Raw genomic sequence first — 18,940 nt, forward strand, 5'->3', positions numbered from 1 at the left:
CAAGAACTGCCGGCTCGGCAATTGTTCACCAGTTTTGACGCTGGTTTTTTGACGTTGTTGTTTTTCAACCCGCTGATTTCACAGTATTTTCGCATCTGGCACAGCGATTGCGACAGCTCTCCACGAAACGCGGTGCGGGCCGACCTGTCACCGGCATCACAGTGGAGAGATTGGTATGGGTATCTTCGACGCGATGAATACTTCGGTGAGCGGTCTGTCCGCTCAATCATTCGCGCTGCAGAACATTTCCGGTAACATCGCGAACGCGTCGACCGTCGGCTACAAGGGCATCGGCACCAGCTTCGAAGACCTCATCCCCAACGCGACCAACCCGACGCGCCAGAATGCCGGCGGCGTCACCGCCTTCGCCAAGGCCACCATCACCACCCAGGGCACCGTCTCGACGTCCTCGGTCGCCACCAACATGGCGATCAACGGCGACGGCTTCTTCAACGTGCAGAAGGCCTCCTCGGTCGTCGACAACGTGCCGGTCTTCACTGGCGTCACCAACTACACCCGGCGCGGCGACTTCCAACTCAACGCCAACGGCAACCTGATCAACGGCGCCGGCTATTACCTGATGGGCGTCGCGGTCGATCCGAAGACCGGCAACGCCACCGGCAACGTGCCGACCGTGCTGCAATTCGCCAACAATTTCGTGCCGGCGCAGGCGACCACCGCGATCCAGTACGCCGCTAACCTGCCGACGCAGCCGAAGACCGCCGCGAGCGGCAATGCCGCGACCGGCACCCTGGTCGCGGCCGGCGGCCTCAACTCGGCCGACCTCTCCAACGTGCCGCTGCCGGTGGGCACCAACTTCTACGCCGACTCCACCGTCACCGGCGGTACGGCGGTCAACAAGAACGCGGCGAACATCACCACGTCGACGCTGCTGTCGGGTGGTGCGGCCACCGATTCGATCACGAGCAACTTTGCCACCGGCGACACGATCACCATGACCGGCAGCGCGGGCGACGTCATCACCTTCACTTTCGTCGCCTCCGGCGCCTCGGGCACCCAGATCAACGTCGGCGACTCCGTCGGCACGCTGATGGCGAAGATCGCGGCCGTCACCGGCGTGACGCCCACCATCACCGCCGGCAAGATCACGCTGCATTCCGGCAGCGGCGAGGACTGGACCATGAGCAGCGCGTCCCCGGGTTTCACCGCGCTCGGCCTCACGTCACCGGTGGCACTGACGCGCACGGCGAGTCCCGGCACCGGCATCGTGATCGGCAATGATCTCACCAACTTCAACAACGAGACGATCTCTGGCGGCGCGGTCACGGCCTACAACTCGTCGGGCACGCCGGTGAACGTGCAGTTGCGCTGGGGCAAGGTCGACAGCGCGACGCTCGGCACCGGCCACAAGGACACCTGGAACCTGTTCTACCAGACCGACTCGAACGCGACCGGCTCGACCGTGGCGTGGCAGAACGTCGGCACCAACTTCCAGTTCGCCTCCGACGGCTCGCTGGTGTCGCCGACGACCTCCAACATCTCCATCCCCAACGTCGTGGTCGACGGCACCACGCTCGGTACCGTCAGCCTCAACATCTCCTCGGGCGCGCTGACGCAATATGCGAGCACGATCGGCTCGGCGACCATCAACCAGATCAATCAGAACGGCTTCGCCGCCGGTCAGTTGCAGTCGGTCGCCGTTAACAACAGCGGCGTCGTCACCGGCACCTTCTCCAACGGCCAGACCATCAACCTGGCGCAGGTGACGCTGTCGCATTTCAACGGCACCAATTACCTGAAGGCGCTCGACGGCGGCGCCTATGAGGCGACCGATCAGTCCGGCCAGGCCATCATCGGCGCGACCGGCAAGATCTCGGGCGGCTCGCTGGAAGGCTCGAACACCGACATCGCCGACGAGTTCACCAAGCTGATCGTGACCCAGCAGGCCTATTCGGCCAACACCAAGGTGATCACGACGGCCAATTCGATGGTGCAGGATCTTCTGAACGTGCTGCGCTGATCGCGCTGAGACGTGGCAGTTGAATTGACATAAGGCTACCGCACATGGGTTTGAGTTCTGCCCTCGCCACCGCGATGTCCGGCCTGCGTTCGACGCAGGCCGCGCTCTCGATCATCTCGTCGAACGTCGCCAACGCGAACACCCCCGGCTACGTCGCGCAGAACCCGAACCAGATCGAGGTCGCCAGCGGCGGCTTCGGCTCGACGGTGACGACGACCGGCGTCAACCGTCAGCTCGATCTGTTCGTCCAGAACCAGCTCCGCACCGAGACCTCGGGCGGGACTTACGCCAATCAGATGGCCAACATCCTGAGCCAGCTGCAGACCGTGTACGGTACGCCCGGCGGCAGCGGCACGCTCGAGACGGCGCTGAACAATTTCACCACGGCGCTGCAGTCGCTGTCGAACAATCCGAGCAACCAGTCGGCGCAGTCGGTGGCGCTGTCGGCGGCGCAGGGCGTGGCGCTGCAGCTCAACGCGACCACCAAGGGCATCCAGACCCTGCGCAGCAATGTCGAGCAGGACATCGGCAATTCGGTCACGCAGGCCAACGCGGCGATCAAGCAGATTGCGACGCTCAACACGCAGCTGCAGGGCCTCGACAGCTCCGACCCGCTGGCGGCGACCCTGCAGGACCAGCGCGACAACGCGATCAACACGCTCGCCAAATATGTCGATATCCGCGTCGTGTCCGACCCGACCAACGGCACGAGCATATTCACCAATTCGGGCATCCAGCTGGTCGGCGCGGGCCTCAGCTCGGAGTTCACCTTCTCCTCGCCGGGGACGCTCGACGCCACCTCGCTCTACAACAGCGATCCGACCAAGACCGGCGTCGGCCAGCTCAACATCAAGCTGTCGAACGGCGTGTCGCTCGACGTCGTGTCGAACAATCTGCTGAACTCGGGCCAGATCGCAGCCGACCTCAAGCTGCGCGACCAGACCCTGGTGCAGGCCCAGACCCAGGTCGACCAGCTCGCGGCGACGATGGCTTCGGCACTGTCCGACAAGACCACGGCGGGCACCGCGGTGGCTGGGCCGCCGGCGGGCTTCGACGTCTCGACCACCGGACTGCTGGCGGGCAACACCATCAACCTGACCTACACGGACTCGAGCAACGTCCAGCGTCAGATCAAGGTCGTCAACGTCAACGATCCCGCTGCGCTGCCGCTGCAGAATGCGACCGGAGCCAACCCGTCCTATGTCGGCGTCGACTTCTCGCTCGGCATGGCCTCGGTGGTCTCGCAGCTCAACAGCGCGCTCGGGTCGGCGCATCTGCAGTTCTCCAATCCCTCCGGCAGCACGCTGCGGATCACCGACGACGGCAGCAGCCAGGCGACCGTCAAGGCGGCCTCGGCCACCACCACAACGCAGACGCTTGCCAGCGGCAATGCGCAGCTCCCGGTGTTCACCGACGGCGGCGCGCTCTACACCGGCGCGATCACCTCGACCGGCTCGCAGATGACGGGGCTCGCCGGGCGGCTCAACGTCAACCCGGCGCTGCTCAACGATCCGACCAAGCTGTCGACCTATTCGACCTCGCCGCAGACGGCGGCCGGCGACTCGACGCGGCCGGACTTCCTGTTCGCGCAGCTCACCTCGGCGACCTTCAGCTACTCGCCGACCACCGGCCTCGGCTCGGCGGCGCAGCCGTTCCAGGGCACGGTGTCCGGCTATCTGCAGCAATTCGTCAGCCAGCAGGGCAGTGCGTCGACGTTGGCGACCCAGCTCAGCCAGGGCCAGGCCGTCGTGGTCAGCACGCTGAAGGAGAAGTTCCAGGGCACCGCGGGGGTCAACATGGACAGCGAGATGTCCAACCTGATCCAGGTCCAGAACACCTATGCGGCAAACGCCCATATCATGTCGGTCGTGCAAAGCATGATGCAGAGCCTGCTCCAGGCGTTTTAGTGAGGCGCGTGTAAGATGACGATCAGCAGTGTCAATTACGGAAGCTCTCTGCTCGGCCTGTCCGTGCGGAACATCACGAGCCAGCTCGCGGACCTTTCCACGCAGCTCTCGAGCGGCGTCAAGGCGAACAACTACGCCGGCATGGGGCCCGACGAGGGGTTCGCGATCGCGGCGCGGGCGCAGCTGTCGAACATCTCGGCGTTCACGCTGACGATGACCCACGTCAATACCGTGATCGGCGCGGTCAATACCTCGCTGCAATCGCTGTCCAAGATTCATGACCAGGTCCAGAGTGGCGCCTCGGCGACACCACAGAACCTGACCAGCACTGGCCAGACCACGGGACAATTGACGGCGCTGTCCAACCTGTCGGCGATCACCGGCATCCTCAACACGCAGGTCGGCGACCGCTACATCTTCTCCGGCAGCGCCACCGACCGGCCGGCGATCGCATCGGCCGACGACATCCTGAACGGCACCACAACGCAGGCCGGGCTCAAGCAGGTCATCGCCGAGCGGCAGCAGGCGGATCTCGGGCTCAACGGTCTCGGGCGTCTCAACCTGTCGGCGTCGGCCACCATGCCGATCACGCTGGCGGAGGACGTCGCCGGCTCGCCGTTCGGCTTCAAGCTGAGCGGGGTGACGTCGTCGCTGACCAACGCCACGGTGACCGGACCGTCCGGCTCGCCCGCGGGCATCTCGGTCGATCTCACCGCCGGCAATCCGAATGCGGGCGACCAGATCAGCTTCACCTTCAAGCTGCCCGACGGCACCTCGGAATCGATCAAGCTGACGGCGTCCACCACGACGCCGGCGCCGACCAATACGTTCGCCATCGGTGCCACGCCCGCGGCCACCTCCGCCAATCTCAACGCGGCGCTCAACACGGCGCTGTCGACGCTGGCCAACACCTCGCTGACCGCCGCCTCGGCGGTCGTCGCCGGTGACAACTTCTTCAACACGGCGAGCTCCGTGTCGGGCACCGTAGTCAACAACAAGCTCGCAACGCCGGCTCCGATCACCGGAGCGACGCTGCTGTCGGGCGGTGCGGGCTCCGACTCGATCGCGACCAGCTTTGCAACCGGCGACACCATCACCGTCAACGGACAGACGCTGACCTTCGTCGCCTCCGGCGCCAACGGCAACAACCAGATCAATGTCGGCGACAGCGTGCAGACGCTGCTGTCGAAGATCGATACGCTCAGCGGCACGTCGACGCCGTCGACGGTCAGCGGCGGCGTGATCACCTTGCGCACCGACGCCGCCGCCAGCTTCTCGGTGTCGAGCTCGAACGCGGGTGCGTTCGGGGCGCTCGGCTTCTCCGGCACCGTGACGGCGCCGACGCCGCCGTTGCGCGTCTCCGGCTCGCCGCTGGGGTCGGCGACCAGCCTCGTCAACGGTTCGGCCAACACCGTCGCCTGGTACACCGGCAACAGCGGTCCCGGCTCGGCGCGGTCGAGCGCGACCATCCGGATCGACACGGCGCAGAGCATTCAGTTCGGCGCCCAGGGCAACGAGTATGCGATCCGCAACCTCGTGCAGCAGACCGCGGTCTATGCCGCCGTCAACACGCCGCCGGCGGGTGCGAATGCCCCGCAGCAGATCGGCGCGCTCAGCCAGCGCATCGCCGCCAACCTGACGCCGCAGCTCGGCCAGCAGGCGATCTCGGACATCCAGACCGAGTTTGCCAACGCCCAGACCACGATGAAGGACGCCACGGCGCGCCAGACCCAGGCCAAGGCGGCAATGCAGGCCATGGTCGACCAGACCGAGGGCATCTCGCAGCAGGAGGTGGCGAGCCAGATCCTGCAGCTCCAGACCAACCTCCAGGCGTCCTACCAGACGACGGCGATGCTCGCCCAGTTGACGCTGGTGAAATATCTGTAGCGCCCCGGGGACGGCGGTTAGGTTTTCGTTAACCACGTCTCTTTAGCTTTTGTTCAGATCTGGGGCGAGAGCCTCTTTGTCTGGAGGCGGAACGTGAGTGACGGAACCGACGAGCGCATTCATCTGGTGGTCGCGACACCATGCTTCGGCGGCCAGGTGTCGAGCATCTATGCGAGCTCGATCTTCGCCCTGCAGCGCGAGTTGCGCGCCACCTCCAACGTCGGCCTCACCGTCCACATGCGCGACGGTGATGCGCTGATCACCCGGGCGAGGGCCAATCTCGTCACCCTGTTCCTCAATGATCCCACAGCAACCCATCTGCTGTTCGTCGATGCCGACATCGGCTTTACGCCCAGGCAGGTCTTCCGGCTGATCGAGTCCGGCGGCGACATGGTCGCCGGTGTCTATCCGGTCAAGAAGGTCAACTGGAGCAAGGCGCGCCGCGCCATCAACGACAACCGGATGGACGTGCCGGCGGCGTCGCTCGACTACGTGCTGGAGATTGACAATCCGGACCACGTCGCGGTGGTCAACGGCTTTACCCGCGTGCGCTATGCCGGCACCGGCTTCCTGATGATCCGCCGCCGCGTCATCGAGGCGATGATCGCGCATCCGGCCTACGCGCCGCTGCAGTTCTTCCGCGAGCATTCGCAGGATGCGCTGGCCGGCAGCCGGAACCGCTTCGCGCTGTTCGAATGCATGATCGATCCGGCGACCGGCACCTATCTCAGCGAGGATTTCGCGTTCTGCAGGCGATGGACCGATCTCGGCGGCGAGATCTGGGCCGATCTCGACAGCCGGCTCGATCACGTCGGTCCGTCCGTCTTCCATGGCAATGTCGCCTCGCAATTCGCCTCGGCGGTGGCGGTTCCGACCGCTGCTGCGGCTGACGCAGCCTGACGATCCGTACCATGACCCCGGCGGCAACCCGGTCGCAGATCTCCCAGCCATCCCGCATCGACCGGCGCGAGCAGGGCGTCGCGGCCGGACTGCGTGATCTGTTTGCCCTGCTCGGCGATCTCCTGATCGATGGCGGCGACGCCCGCCTGGCGCTCGATCGCCCCTGGGGCCGCAACGTCTATGGCTGCGGGCCGTCGCCCGAACCCGATGTGCTGTGCTTCGCATCGAGCACGGCGTCGCCGATTTCGGAACGCGCCTATGCGCGCGTCGAGCTGGCGCGCGAGCAACTGATGCATGCGGCGATCTCGCTCGGCCTCGACGCCGCGCTCGACCGGCGCACCGAGGAGATGCGCTGCGAACTGCGCGGACATCTCGGCCTTGCCGACGACATCGACATCGTGTTCTCGCCGTCCGGCACCGACTCGCAACTGCATGCGCTGGCGCTGGTGCGGGCGATGCTCGGCGAGAGCGTCACGAGCATCGTCGTCGGCAGCGACCAGACCGGAAGCGGCACTGCCGCGAGCGCCCGGGGACACCATTTCAGCACGCGGACGGCGAACGGCCTGGCGGTGCGGACGAACACGCCGATCGAGGGGCTCTCGGGCGACGCCGTGTCGCTGCCGCTGCTCGACGGCGCATCGATGCAGCCGCGCGGCGATATCGATGCCGAGGTGCTCGACAGCGTCGAGGCGCTGGCGCGGAAGGGCCGTAGCGTCCTGCTGCAGGTCATGGAGTCCTCCAAGCTCGGCTGGCGCGCGCCGGACATGGCCTGCCTGGACGAGGTGGCGCGGCGCTGGCCGGGGCGCGTGCAGGTCGTCGTCGATGCCTGCCAGATGCGGCTCGGCACGGCGCGGCTGCGCGCCCATCTCGATCGCGGCCATCTGGTGCTCGTCACGGGCGCGAAGTTCTTTGGCGGACCCGCCTTCAGCGGCGCCCTGCTGGTGCCCGCGGCCGCAGCGGCTGCGCTGCGCTGCGGACATCCGATCGCGCCCGGCCTGTTCGACTATGTCAATCGCAGCGATTGGCCGCTCGCCTGGACGGATCTGCGCGCGCGCACGGCGCCGCGCGCCAATATCGGCCAATGGCTGCGCTGGGAAGCCGCGCTGGCGGAGATCGCCGCATATCACGCCGTGCCCGAGCCGTTCCGCCGGATGGCGATCCGGCAGCTCGGCGAGTCCATCGAAAGCCTGCTGATGCTGTCGCCGGCGCTGCGTTCGATCGCCGCCCGCGCGCCTGCGCCGGATGCGAGCGATGGCGAGTTCGGCTTTCCCACCATCTTCCCGTTCGCGCTCCAGCGTGACGGCGGCCCGCTCGGCCTCGGTGAGACGCAGGCGGTATATCGCGCGCTGCAGCGCGATCTCGGCAGCCGCTTCACCGGGCGAGCGGCCGAGGTTGCCGCGCGCCAGTGCCTGATCGGCCAGCCGGTGCGGATCGAACGCGCGGGCGAGGCGCCGACGGCCGCGCTGCGGCTGTGCATCGGGGCGCGCCAGGTGACGGACGCATGGTGTGACGACGTCACCGCCGCCCGGGTCAATCTCGAATCCGACATCGACCGCGTCGCCGACATCGTTGCCAAAACAGAGCTGCTCGTATCGGATCTGAGCAGCCAGGATCTCAGGGACATCTGCAATGCCGACTGATTTGCTCGCGCTGGCCGACGCCACCGGCGCAGGATGTGCCGACCGGGTCGGCATGGCCAAGCTCGCCAAGGCCGCCTTCGACGGCCAGGACCTGAAACCGTTGTGGGCCGCCTTGCTCGCCAAGCTGCTCGACGGCCGCGCGGAGCCGGGCGAGGGGCTCGACCTGGCGCTGATCGCGCAGCTCATCGGCGAGAAATCGTCCGGGCTTGCAATCCAGCACGACGTGCTGCAGTCGCAGCAGCTCTATCGCGTGCGCTGCAAGAGCGAGACGCCGCGCCTGCGCGTGCTCGCGCTCGCTGCGGCCACCGACATGGGCAGCAACACGCCGATCGAGTTCCTGCTCGAGGATACCGACTTCGAGCTGCTGCTGCTCTACGTCGTTCCAGGCGCGAACCTGCTGGCACCGCTGCCGGCCCATGACGTCGCCATCGTCATCGCCTCCGATTCCGAGGATTGCCAGCACGCGCTGCGCGAGATCGATGCTGTCGCGGCGCGCTGGCCGCGTCCGCTGCTCAATCCGCCGGAGCGGATCTGGCATCTCGACCGCGACAAGCTGCATGCGCTGCTGGCCTGCATCGACGGACTCACCATTCCGGCGACCATCCCCGTCGACCGCGAGCGCCTGATCGAGATCGCCGACGAGCGCGAATGGATCACCGACGTCGACCACTCGCTCGCCTTCCCGGTCATCGTGCGGCCGCGCGGCTCGCATGCCGGCGTCGGCCTCGAGAAGATCGACGAGCCGCTCGAGCTGTCGCTCTATCTCGACGAGCGCGACGAGCAGGAGTTCTTCGTCTCGCGCTTCGTCGACTATGCCAGCGAGGACGGCCAGTTCCGCAAGTACCGCATCGTGTTCGTCGACGGCACGGCCTACGCCTGCCACATGGCGATCGCGCGGCGCTGGGACATCTGGTACCTCAACGCCAACATGGCCGGCAGCGAGAGCAAGCGCCTCGAAGAGGCGACCTTCATGCAGACCTTCGACATCGGCTTCGGCCGCCGTCATCGCAGCGTGCTCGATGCGATCGCCGCGCGCGTCGGCCTCGACTATTTCATCATCGATTGCGCCGAGACCAGGGACGGCGCGCTGCTGGTGTTCGAGGCCGACAATACGGCCGTCGTCCACAACATGGATTCGCCGGAGATCTTCCCCTACAAGCCGCCGCAGATGCAGAAGATCTTCGCGGCCTTCGCGGCCATGATCGAGAAGCGCGCCGCGTCGCGGGCGGAGCAGGCGGCGTGACCGCCGGGCTGCGCATCGATCCCGCGTCGCGGACGGCGGAGACGCTCGATCCGCAACATTGGGACCAGATGCGCGCGCTCGGTCATCGCATGCTCGACGACATGATCGACTATGTCGCCGATATCCGCGACCGGCCGGTGTGGCAGCCGATGTCGCCGGCGACACGGCGGAGCTTCCGCAGCGCGCTGCCGCACGCGCCGACCGATCTCGCCGAGGTCTATCGCGATTTCAGCGAGCTCGTCGTTCCCTACGCGACCGGCAACGTGCATCCCGGATTCATGGGCTGGGTGCACGGCGGCGGCACCGTGGTCGGCATGCTTGCCGAGATGCTGGCTGCCGGACTGAACGCCAATCTCGGCGGCCGCGACCATGCGCCGATCGAGATCGAGCGGCAGGTCGTCGACTGGACGCGCCAGTTGTTCGGCTTTCCGGTATGCGCCAGCGGCATCTTCGTCACCGGCACCTCGATGGCGAACCTGATGGCGGTGCTGGTGGCGCGCCGCGCCGCGCTCGGCGCGTCGGTTCGCTCGGCGGGTCTCGGTGAGGAGGGGCGGCGCTTGCGCGCCTACACGTCGAAGGCGGCGCATGGCTGCATCGCCAAGGCGATGGACATCTGCGGACTGGGCAGCGACGCGCTCGGCTGCATCGCGGTGGATGCCGCACATCGCGTCGACGTCGGCGAGCTGCGGACCGCGATCGCGCGCGATCGCGCCGCGGGCCTGCATCCGTTTCTCGTCGTCGCCTCCGCTGGCACCGTCGATATCGGCGCCATCGACGACCTCGCTGATATTGCCGAGCTCTGCCGTGCCGAGGGGCTCTGGTTTCACGTCGACGGCGCCTTCGGTGCGCTCGCGATGCTGTCAGCGGAGCTCGCACCGAAGCTCGCCGGCATCGAGCTGGCGGATTCGATTGCGCTGGATTTTCACAAATGGGGGCAGGTGCCCTACGATGCGGGCTTCCTGCTGGTGCGCGATGGCACCAAGCATCGTGACGCCTTCGCCTCGCCGGCCGCCTATCTGCGCCGGGAAACCCGCGGTCTCGCGGCGGGCGCCGAATGGCCCTGCGATCTCGGTCCTGATCTGTCGCGCGGCTTCCGGGCGCTGAAGACCTGGTTCACGCTGAGAACGTTCGGCACGGACGCGCTCGGTGCCGTGATCGCGCGAAGCTGCAAGCTCGCGCGCCATCTGGAGTCGCGGGTGCGCGCCGAGCCCGAGCTCGAGCTGCTGGCGCCGGTCAATCTCAACATCGTCTGCTTCCGCTATCGCGCAGACGATGCCGATGCGCTCAACGGCGAGATCGTCGCCGACATCCACGAATCCGGCCTCGCCGCACCGTCGACCACGATGCTCGACGGACGGCTGGCGATCCGTGCCGCGATCGTCAATCATCGCACCGGGACGAGCGACATCGACCGGCTGATTGCGGCGGTCCTCATGTTCGGCCGCCAGCGCGCGGCCGGTCTCACGCCGTTGATCGAGATCGAAGCTCCGCCGCTGGCGCTCTGATCGCAAACCGCATCTAGGCGTCGTCCGCTGGTCGATGACGACCGCCGACGGAATGTAGCCGCGCGTGTCGAAACCTTTCCAAAGGTGGTTGACGCGTTGTGAATGACGGGTGCGGTTGTTGAATCAATGAGCCTTTTCAAGGGGCGTTCCTGCGTGATGACGCGGCAATGAGCCGCGCCGATGCGCCTGTTCTGCTGATTGAGGCGGCTGCGCCCCACAACTCTTCAGCGTTTGTTAGCCACTGCCATTCACCGTGACGCCCGTCGTCCGGGTCGCTCAAGTCGACCTGGGCTTCACCCTGATCTCGAAGGGATCGGGGCTTATTTCACACCAGAAGGGTATGAAAATGTCAGGTATCGTCCTCTCGGCGTCGGTGCGCCAGAATCTGCTATCGCTTCAGTCGACAGCTCAGCTCCTCGCCACCACCCAGAACAATCTCTCCACGGGCAAGAAGGTCAACTCGGCGCTCGACAATCCGACCAACTTCTTCACCGCCCAGGGTCTCGACAACCGCGCTTCCGACATCTCCAATCTGCTCGACGGCATCGGCAACGGCGTGCAGGTGCTGCAGGCCGCCAACACCGGCATCACCTCGCTGCAGAAGCTCGTCGACAGTGCCAAGTCGATCGCCAACCAGGTGCTGCAGAGCGCGGTGGGCTATTCCACCAAGTCGAACGTGACCTCGGCGGCCCTGACCGGTGCGACCGCCACCGACCTGCTCGGCTCCAGCTCGACCGCTGTGACCGGTTCGGTCGTCCAGAACGACAATACGACTCCGGCGGCGATCACCGGCTCGACCAAGCTGTCGGGTACGTCGGGCACCTCGTCGAACGACCTCTCCACCGGCATCACGTCGGGTGAGACGCTGGTCGTCAACGGCACCACCTTCACCTTCATCACCGGCACGTCCTCGACCGGCACCAACATCGGCATCGGCGACAGCGTCAGCAACCTGCTGTCGGCGATCCAGACCCAGACCGGCGTGACGGCGTCGATCACCGCGGGTGCGATCACCCTGACGCCGCCGGCGGCGGGATTGACGCTCTCGGGCAGCAGCGGCACCTTGGCCAAGCTCGGGCTGACTGCCGTCGGCGACGGATTGTCGGGACAGACCTTGACGGTCGGCGCCACAGGAGGTGGCACGGCGACCAGCATCACGTTCGGCCTGGGGACAGGGCAGGTCAAGTCGCTGAACGATCTCAACGCCAAGCTCGCAGCCAACAACCTGCAGGCCTCGATCGATTCGTCGACCGGCAAGATCACCCTCACCACGACCAACGACGCGGCGTCCGCCACGATCGGCGCGATCGGCGGTACGGCGGCGGCTTCCAGCCAGTCCTTCAACGGGCTGACGGCGGCGGCTCCGGTGGCCGATGTGACCGCGCAGACGCAGCGCGCGAGCCTGGTCTCGCAGTACAACAACGTGCTGGCGCAGATCAACACGACCGCGAGCGATGCGTCGTTCAACGGTGTCAACCTGCTGAACGGCGACACGCTGAAGCTGACCTTCAACGAGAACGGCAAGTCCACGCTGTCGATCACCGGCGTGACCTTCAACTCCGCGGGCCTCGGCCTCTCGACGTTGACCTCGGGCACCGACTTCCTCGACAACAACTCGGCGAACAAGGTCATCGGCGTGCTCACCACGGCGAGCTCGACGCTGCGCAACGAGGCCTCGACGCTGGGTTCGAACCTGTCGGTCGTGCAGGTTCGTCAGGACTTCAACAAGAACCTGATCAACGTGCTGCAGACCGGCTCGTCGAACCTGACCTTGGCCGACACCAACGAGGAAGCGGCCAACAGCCAGGCGCTGTCGACCCGCCAGTCGATCGCGGTGTCCGCGCTGTCGCTCGCCAACCAGTCGCAGGCGAGCGTGCTGCAGCTGCTGCGCTGATCCGAAAGGCATCGCATCTCGACGACCAGGGCGGCGGGGGAAACCCCGCCGCTTTTTCATCGGACGACATGGAGAGGTCCGACGTTGCTGGCGGCGGAGCCTGGCGACCGCGCAAAAATTCGGAAGGCCCGGCCTCGCGACTGGCGAGCCGGGCCTTCCGATGGGAGGACGCGAAAGCTCAGGCCGCCGAGCTCACCGGCTTGTCCTGCTGTTCGGCTTCAGCCTGCTCGATCAGCTTCTTCTCGTAGGCGACGAGCTTCTTGGCTTCCTTCAGGGCCTGATAGAGATCGCCGTTCAGGATATGGCCGTTGATCGCCTCGATGATCGGCCAGGCGCTCGGCACCGTCGTGATGATGTCGCGCAGCAGGTTGAAATAGGTGCCGTGATCCGCATCTGCCCCCGGCGAGATGTACATCAGCTGGACCGCAAGATAGACGAGCTTGGCCGGCGTGTCGGCCGTCTCCGGCGTCAGGATGTCCTTTTCGCGCAGGATCGGAATGTTCTCGCCATCGATCAGGAGGCGCGCGCGCTGGTCGGTATTGGTGATCACGCAGGAGCCGATGATGATGCGCTCATGCGGCTTCAGTTCGACTTTCAGGGCCATTCTCATTCTCCGTTGCCGCAATCGGCGTGGCGCCGAACCTGCTGCGTCGAGGCCGATGACCGGTCCAGCTGCCAGTCTCAATCGCGCGGGGAGTCTGCGCGCTCGATCGGTCGGCGCGCAGCAATCCTTTCCGATCATGGTTAACGGACGGTAAACGGCCGGGCGCGGGCGGCGAATATGCGGTGTTTTCAATGTGATCCGCGGCGAATCACCTCGGCGCGGCCGTGCCGGTGCGGCGCGTGGGGCAACGCGAGCGGTCGTGACTTCACTGTTTGTTAGCCGCTCGCATTTACCTTAACGCACGTCGCCCGGTGGTGCAGTCACCCGCGGGCTTCGCCTCGATCCTGAATGGATCGGGCAGTTTGTTTCACACCAGAAGGGTATGAAAATGTCAGGTATTGTTCTCTCGGCGTCGGTGCGTCAGAATCTGCTCTCGCTTCAGTCGACGGCTCAGCTCCTCGCCACCACCCAGAACAACCTCTCCACGGGCAAGAAGGTCAACTCGGCCCTCGACAATCCGACCAACTTCTTCACCGCCCAGGGTCTCGACAACCGCGCTTCCGACATCTCCAATCTGCTCGATGGCATCGGCAACGGCGTGCAGGTGCTGCAGGCCGCCAACACCGGCATCACCTCGCTGCAGAAGCTCGTCGACAGCGCCAAGTCGATCGCCAACCAGGTGCTGCAGAGTTCCGTGGGTTACTCCACCAAGTCCAGCGTCACCTCGGCGGCTCTGACCGGCGCGACCGCGACCGACCTGCTGGGCTCCAGCTCGACGGCAGTGACCGGCTCGGTCGTGCAGAACGACAACACGACCCCGGCGGCGATCACCGGCTCGACCAAGCTGTCGGGTACGTCGGGCAGCTCGTCGAACGATCTGTCCACCGGCATCACCTCGGGTGAGACGCTGGTCGTCAACGGCACCACCTTCACCTTCGTCACCGGCACGTCCTCGACCGGCACCAACATCGGCATCGGCGACAGCGTCAGCAACCTGCTGTCGGCGATCCAGACCCAGACCGGCGTTACCGCGTCGATCACTGCGGGTGCGATCACCCTGACGCCGCCGGCGTCCGGACTGACGCTCTCGGGCAGCACCGGCACCTTGGCCAAGCTCGGGCTGACTGCCGTCGGCGACGGATTGTCGGGACAGACCTTGACGATCGGCGCCACAGGAGGTGGCACGGCGACGAGTGTCACGTTCGGCCTCGGGACAGGGCAGGTCAAGTCGCTGAACGATCTCAACGCCAAGCTCGCGGCCAACAACCTGCAGGCCTCGATCGATACGACCGGCAAGATCTCGATCACGACGACCAACGACGCGGCTTCGGCCACGATCGGCGCGATCGGTGGTACGGCGGCGGCCTCCAGCCAGTCCTTCAACGGCCTGACGGCGGCGGCTCCGGTGGCCGATGCGACCGCGCAGACGCAGCGCGCGAGCCTGGTCTCGCAGTACAACAACGTGCTGGCGCAGATCAACACGACCGCGGCCGACGCCTCGTTCAACGGTGTCAACCTGCTGAACGGCGACACGCTGAAGCTGACCTTCAACGAGAACGGCAAGTCGACGCTCTCGATCACCGGCGTGACCTTCAACACCGGCGGTCTCGGCCTGTCGAACCTCACCTCGGGCACCGACTTCCTCGACAACAACTCGGCGAACAAGGTGATCACCCTGCTGAACTCGGCGAGTTCGACGCTGCGGTCGGAAGCCTCGACGCTGGGTTCGAACCTGTCGGTCGTGCAGATCCGTCAGGACTTCAACAAGAACCTGATCAACGTGCTGCAGACCGGCTCGTCGAACCTGACCTTGGCCGACACCAACGAGGAAGCGGCCAACAGCCAGGCGCTGTCGACCCGCCAGTCGATCGCGGTGTCCGCGCTGTCGCTCGCCAACCAGTCGCAGGCGAGCGTGCTGCAGCTGCTGCGCTGATCCGCAAGCATCGGCATCTCTCGAAAACCAAGGCGGCGGGGGCAACCCCGCCGCTTTTTTTCGCCTGGTTCGGCCGCCCGATCCGTATCAATACTGGTCTGGAACCGGACGGGAGTGGAGCTGAGGGATCGCAACCAGTCGTTAAGCAAGAAATTTAAAGCGCCATTAACCATGTTTTAAAAGTGGATGGACTAGAACCTCCTGGTGAATAACTAGGAAGGTTTCACACACATGTCCGGTATCGTTCTCTCGGCTTCGGTTCGCCAAAACCTGCTGGCGCTGCAAAACACCGCATCGCTGCTGGCCACCACTCAAAACAACCTGGCCACCGGCAACAAGGTCAACACGGCGCTCGACAACCCCACCGAATTCTTCACCGCGCAATCGCTCAACAACCGCGCGAGCGACATTGCGAACCTGCTCGACAGCATCGGTAACGGTGTCCAGGTTCTCCAGGCTGCGAATACCGGTCTCACCTCGCTGCAGAAGCTGGTCGACAGCGCCAAGTCGATCGCAAGTCAGGTGCTCCAGGCTCCCACGGGCTACACGACCAAGTCGAGCGTGACCTCCGCGGTCATTCCGGGGGCGACGGCCAACAACCTGCTCGGCAGCTCCTCGAACAAGTTCGTGACCGGCTCCGTGGTCAACAACGACAACACCAGCGCGGCGGTCGCGATCACCGGCTCCACCAGGCTGTCCGGCACGGCGAGCTCCACCTCGAACGACCTGGCGAGCAGCGTCACGACCGGCGACACGCTCGTGGTCAACGGCGTGGTGTTCACCTTCGTGGCCGGTTCGGTCTCGGCCGGCACCAATATCGGCGTCGGCGACACCGTCAGCAACCTTCTTGCAGCCATCGACTCCGTGACCGGTGCGACTGCGACGCCGTCCACTGTGAGCGGCGGCCAGATAACTCTCGCGACAGGCACGGCGCAGGATCTGACAGTCTCGGGCACGGCCCTGGCCAAGCTCGGATTGACGGCCGCAACCACGACGCGCAATCCGCCTGCATTGTCAGGACAGACACTGACCATAGCCTCGACAGGAGGCGGTGTCGCCACGAACATAACGTTCGGCACCGGCGCCTCGCAGATATCGACTCTGGCGCAGCTCAACACCGCGCTTGCGGCGAACAATCTGCAGGCAAGCCTCAGCACGAACGGCCAGCTCACGATCCTGACGACCAACGAATCGGCGTCGTCGACGATCGGCGCGGTGGCCGGCTCCTCCACGGCGGCAAGCCAGGCCTTCAATGGTGTGACCGCATCCACGCCGGTGGCCGACACCAACTCGCAGACCACACGCGCCGGATTGATCGCCCAGTACAACAACGTGCTGGCGCAGATCGACACCACGGCGCAGGACGCCTCGTTCAACGGCATCAATTTGCTCAACGGCGATACGCTCAAGCTGGTGTTCAACGAGACCGGACGGTCCACGCTGAACATCACCGGCGTGACCTTCAACAGCACCGGTCTCGGCCTGTCGGCGCTGGTGGTCGGCACCGACTTCCTCGACAGCAACTCGGCCAACAAGGTGCTGTCGACGTTGAACAGCGCATCGACGGCGATCCGCTCCGAGGCGTCGTCGCTCGGTTCGAACCTGTCGATCGTGCAGGTCCGTCAGGACTTCAACAAGAACCTGATCAACGTGCTGCAGACCGGTTCGTCGAACCTGACCTTGGCCGACACCAACGAGGAAGCGGCCAACAGCCAGGCGCTGTCGACCCGCCAGTCGATCGCGGTCTCCGCGCTCGCGCTGGCCAACCAGTCGCAGGCGAGCGTGCTGCAGCTCCTGCGCTGAGCGCGAACGCGCTGGAATAGTATCTCATCGAAGCGGCGGGCCATGCCCGCCGCTTCTGCGTTGGGCCATGCCGCGCGTGCCGGCGCTGGTCTCAGGTCAACGCCGGGGACAGTGGATGAGCTCGGTGAGAACGCCATTGTTCGTGTAGTTCAAGCCGCCAGGGCGGGATGAACAACACGCGATCTTCGTCCGGACATTTTGAATAAGTCGGTTCGCAAGAAATTAAGAGGTGCACCAAACAAAGCGATTTGCGGTGCTCCGTGACGCTACGAAACAAATTCCGCTAACGGCCGCTAACCATATTTTAAAGGCACGCAAAGTACAAAACCTGGGCAGTTTGGTCGTGTCCCTGCGTCAGTCCGGAGTAGTTGATGTCATATGCCGCTCAAGCCTATGCCCGCACGTCGCAGACGACGGCATCACCACGGGAGATCGAAGCTCAGGCTCTGTTGAAGGCGGCACGGCAGCTGCAGGAAGTCCAGGCCAATTGGAATGGCCCCGATCGCAACATGTACAAGGCTCTGCTCTTCAATCGTCGCCTGTGGACGATCTTCATGAGCGCGATGGAGGCGGACGACAATCCGAATCCGCTCGACATCCGCCAGAACATCGCAAACATCGGCGTGTTCGTGATGAAGCAGACGATCGAGATGCAGATGGACCCGGATCCGGCGAAGCTCAAGTCGCTGATCGACATCAACTGCCACATCGCCGCGGGATTGTCCGGGCGGAGCTGACCACAGGGGCAGGGGCGGGAGGCGCGTCATCGCAGCATCCCCTCTGCGTCCGACAAGTCGAACCTGTTCAATACGGCGCGAAGCAACAGCAGATACGTGGCCGTCGATCAGACGCTCCATCAGGGCGGCTGGCGCGGAAGATATGCCAACGGGACGTCGTTCACGGTCTCGATCGCCAACGTCGAGGGCTTTCACGCCAAGCTTCGCTACCAGCGCGACGGCGTGAACAAGTATCAGGACGTGCTGATCAAGCACAATGCGTTCAGGATCGGCGATACGAAGTTCACGCTGACCGGCAACGGCAAGGCCCAGATCAAGAACGTGGTCACCGACGCCGCCTCGGGCCAGACCTATCTCGACACCGCCTACGCGATACGGAGCAGTTGATCCGCCAGAGCTGCGCCGCTCGATACGGCAACGCCGCCCGGTGGGGCGGCGTGCAGGCGGCGGAATGAAGCGGCTCGATCCCGCGGGGGGCTCAGGCTGTGCGATCGGTCGCCACGACGCGCGGCACGTCCGCCTTCTGCAGATCCTTCTGCAGATCGAGCGTGTTGAAGTAGGCCCGGCGGCGCAGCACGGCCTCATCTGGATATTGGGTCACGACCTGGTCGGTCTTGCGGTTGACCACCTGGAACACCAGAGCGGCAGCGGCGCGATCGTAATAGGCCTGGCGCGACACCGACAGATCGTTCGCGATGTTGACCGGGATGTCGTTGCGCACGGGGGCGCCGGGCTCGGCCGCGGTCACGGTCTGGCTGGGAGGAAGGTCCGTTGGAACAGCGCTCACCACCGCCTGGCTCGACGGTGGAATTATCGGAACGGACGCTGGCGTCCCTACCGGTCTTACGCTGAAATCGGAACTCATGGCAGCCTCCTCATGGCCATCGAGTCAATTCCCAACCCATC

Annotated in this window: 14 protein-coding genes; 12 read left to right on the top strand and 2 right to left on the bottom strand. The window is 65.3% G+C overall.

The features are described 5' to 3' along the window. Positions 1-175: 175 nt before the first annotated feature. From ACQR10_RS09975 to ACQR10_RS10010, 8 genes are all read left to right on the top strand, one after another. The gene (locus ACQR10_RS09975) at positions 176-1,981 is read left to right on the top strand and encodes a flagellar hook-basal body complex protein (protein ID WP_316182988.1); all 1,806 of its coding nucleotides are present in this window, start codon (positions 176-178) and stop codon (positions 1,979-1,981) included. A 44-nt stretch (positions 1,982-2,025) separates the two neighbouring features. After that, complete coding sequence (gene flgK, locus ACQR10_RS09980) at positions 2,026-3,888, top strand: flagellar hook-associated protein FlgK (protein WP_315804316.1); 1,863 nt, start codon at positions 2,026-2,028, stop codon at positions 3,886-3,888. A gap of 15 nt (positions 3,889-3,903) precedes the next feature. Further along, entirely contained in the window at positions 3,904-5,775 is a 1,872-nt protein-coding gene (locus tag ACQR10_RS09985; protein ID WP_316216860.1) for a flagellar protein, read from the top strand. 93 nt (positions 5,776-5,868) lie between these two features. Further along, positions 5,869-6,675, top strand: coding sequence for a hypothetical protein (locus ACQR10_RS09990; RefSeq protein WP_316216859.1), 807 nt, complete (start codon positions 5,869-5,871; stop codon positions 6,673-6,675). 11 nt (positions 6,676-6,686) lie between these two features. After that, the gene (locus ACQR10_RS09995; protein WP_316216858.1) at positions 6,687-8,315 is read left to right on the top strand and encodes a hypothetical protein; all 1,629 of its coding nucleotides are present in this window, start codon (positions 6,687-6,689) and stop codon (positions 8,313-8,315) included. Between the two features lie 52 nt (positions 8,316-8,367). Beyond that, the gene (locus tag ACQR10_RS10000; RefSeq protein WP_315804351.1) at positions 8,368-9,558 is read left to right on the top strand and encodes an ATP-grasp domain-containing protein; all 1,191 of its coding nucleotides are present in this window, start codon (positions 8,368-8,370) and stop codon (positions 9,556-9,558) included. Positions 9,559-9,626: 68 nt separating this feature from the next. After that, entirely contained in the window at positions 9,627-11,063 is a 1,437-nt protein-coding gene (locus ACQR10_RS10005; RefSeq protein ID WP_316216884.1) for a pyridoxal phosphate-dependent decarboxylase family protein, read from the top strand. A 346-nt stretch (positions 11,064-11,409) separates the two neighbouring features. Next, on the top strand, positions 11,410-12,957 hold the full coding sequence (locus ACQR10_RS10010; protein ID WP_316216857.1) for a flagellin: 1,548 nt from the start codon (positions 11,410-11,412) through the stop codon (positions 12,955-12,957). A 178-nt stretch (positions 12,958-13,135) separates the two neighbouring features. On the opposite strand, the gene flbT is transcribed toward ACQR10_RS10010, so the two are convergent. Beyond that, the gene (flbT, locus tag ACQR10_RS10015; protein WP_315715996.1) at positions 13,136-13,561 is read right to left on the bottom strand and encodes a flagellar biosynthesis repressor FlbT; all 426 of its coding nucleotides are present in this window, start codon (positions 13,559-13,561) and stop codon (positions 13,136-13,138) included. 388 nt (positions 13,562-13,949) lie between these two features. On the opposite strand from flbT, the gene ACQR10_RS10020 reads away from it, so the two are divergent. The 4 genes from ACQR10_RS10020 (at position 13,950) to ACQR10_RS10035 (ending at position 18,421) form a co-directional block, all read left to right on the top strand. Next, positions 13,950-15,494: a flagellin gene (locus tag ACQR10_RS10020; protein ID WP_434848762.1), complete on the top strand. Its 1,545-nt coding sequence runs from the start codon at positions 13,950-13,952 to the stop codon at positions 15,492-15,494. Between the two features lie 231 nt (positions 15,495-15,725). Further along, on the top strand, positions 15,726-17,297 hold the full coding sequence (locus tag ACQR10_RS10025) for a flagellin (protein WP_316218152.1): 1,572 nt from the start codon (positions 15,726-15,728) through the stop codon (positions 17,295-17,297). A gap of 371 nt (positions 17,298-17,668) precedes the next feature. Next, on the top strand, positions 17,669-18,034 hold the full coding sequence (gene flaF / locus ACQR10_RS10030) for a flagellar biosynthesis regulator FlaF (RefSeq protein WP_315715999.1): 366 nt from the start codon (positions 17,669-17,671) through the stop codon (positions 18,032-18,034). Between the two features lie 96 nt (positions 18,035-18,130). Then, positions 18,131-18,421, top strand: coding sequence for a hypothetical protein (locus tag ACQR10_RS10035; protein ID WP_316218151.1), 291 nt, complete (start codon positions 18,131-18,133; stop codon positions 18,419-18,421). Positions 18,422-18,512: 91 nt separating this feature from the next. Here the strand turns inward: ACQR10_RS10035 and ACQR10_RS10040 are convergent, their stop codons facing one another. Continuing rightward, on the bottom strand, positions 18,513-18,899 hold the full coding sequence (locus ACQR10_RS10040) for a hypothetical protein (RefSeq protein WP_316180416.1): 387 nt from the start codon (positions 18,897-18,899) through the stop codon (positions 18,513-18,515). Between the last annotated feature and the right edge of the window lie 41 nt (positions 18,900-18,940).

Origin of the sequence: Bradyrhizobium sp. HKCCYLRH2060, from assembly GCF_051168135.1 — a bacterium.
Taxonomy (GTDB): domain Bacteria; phylum Pseudomonadota; class Alphaproteobacteria; order Rhizobiales; family Xanthobacteraceae; genus Bradyrhizobium.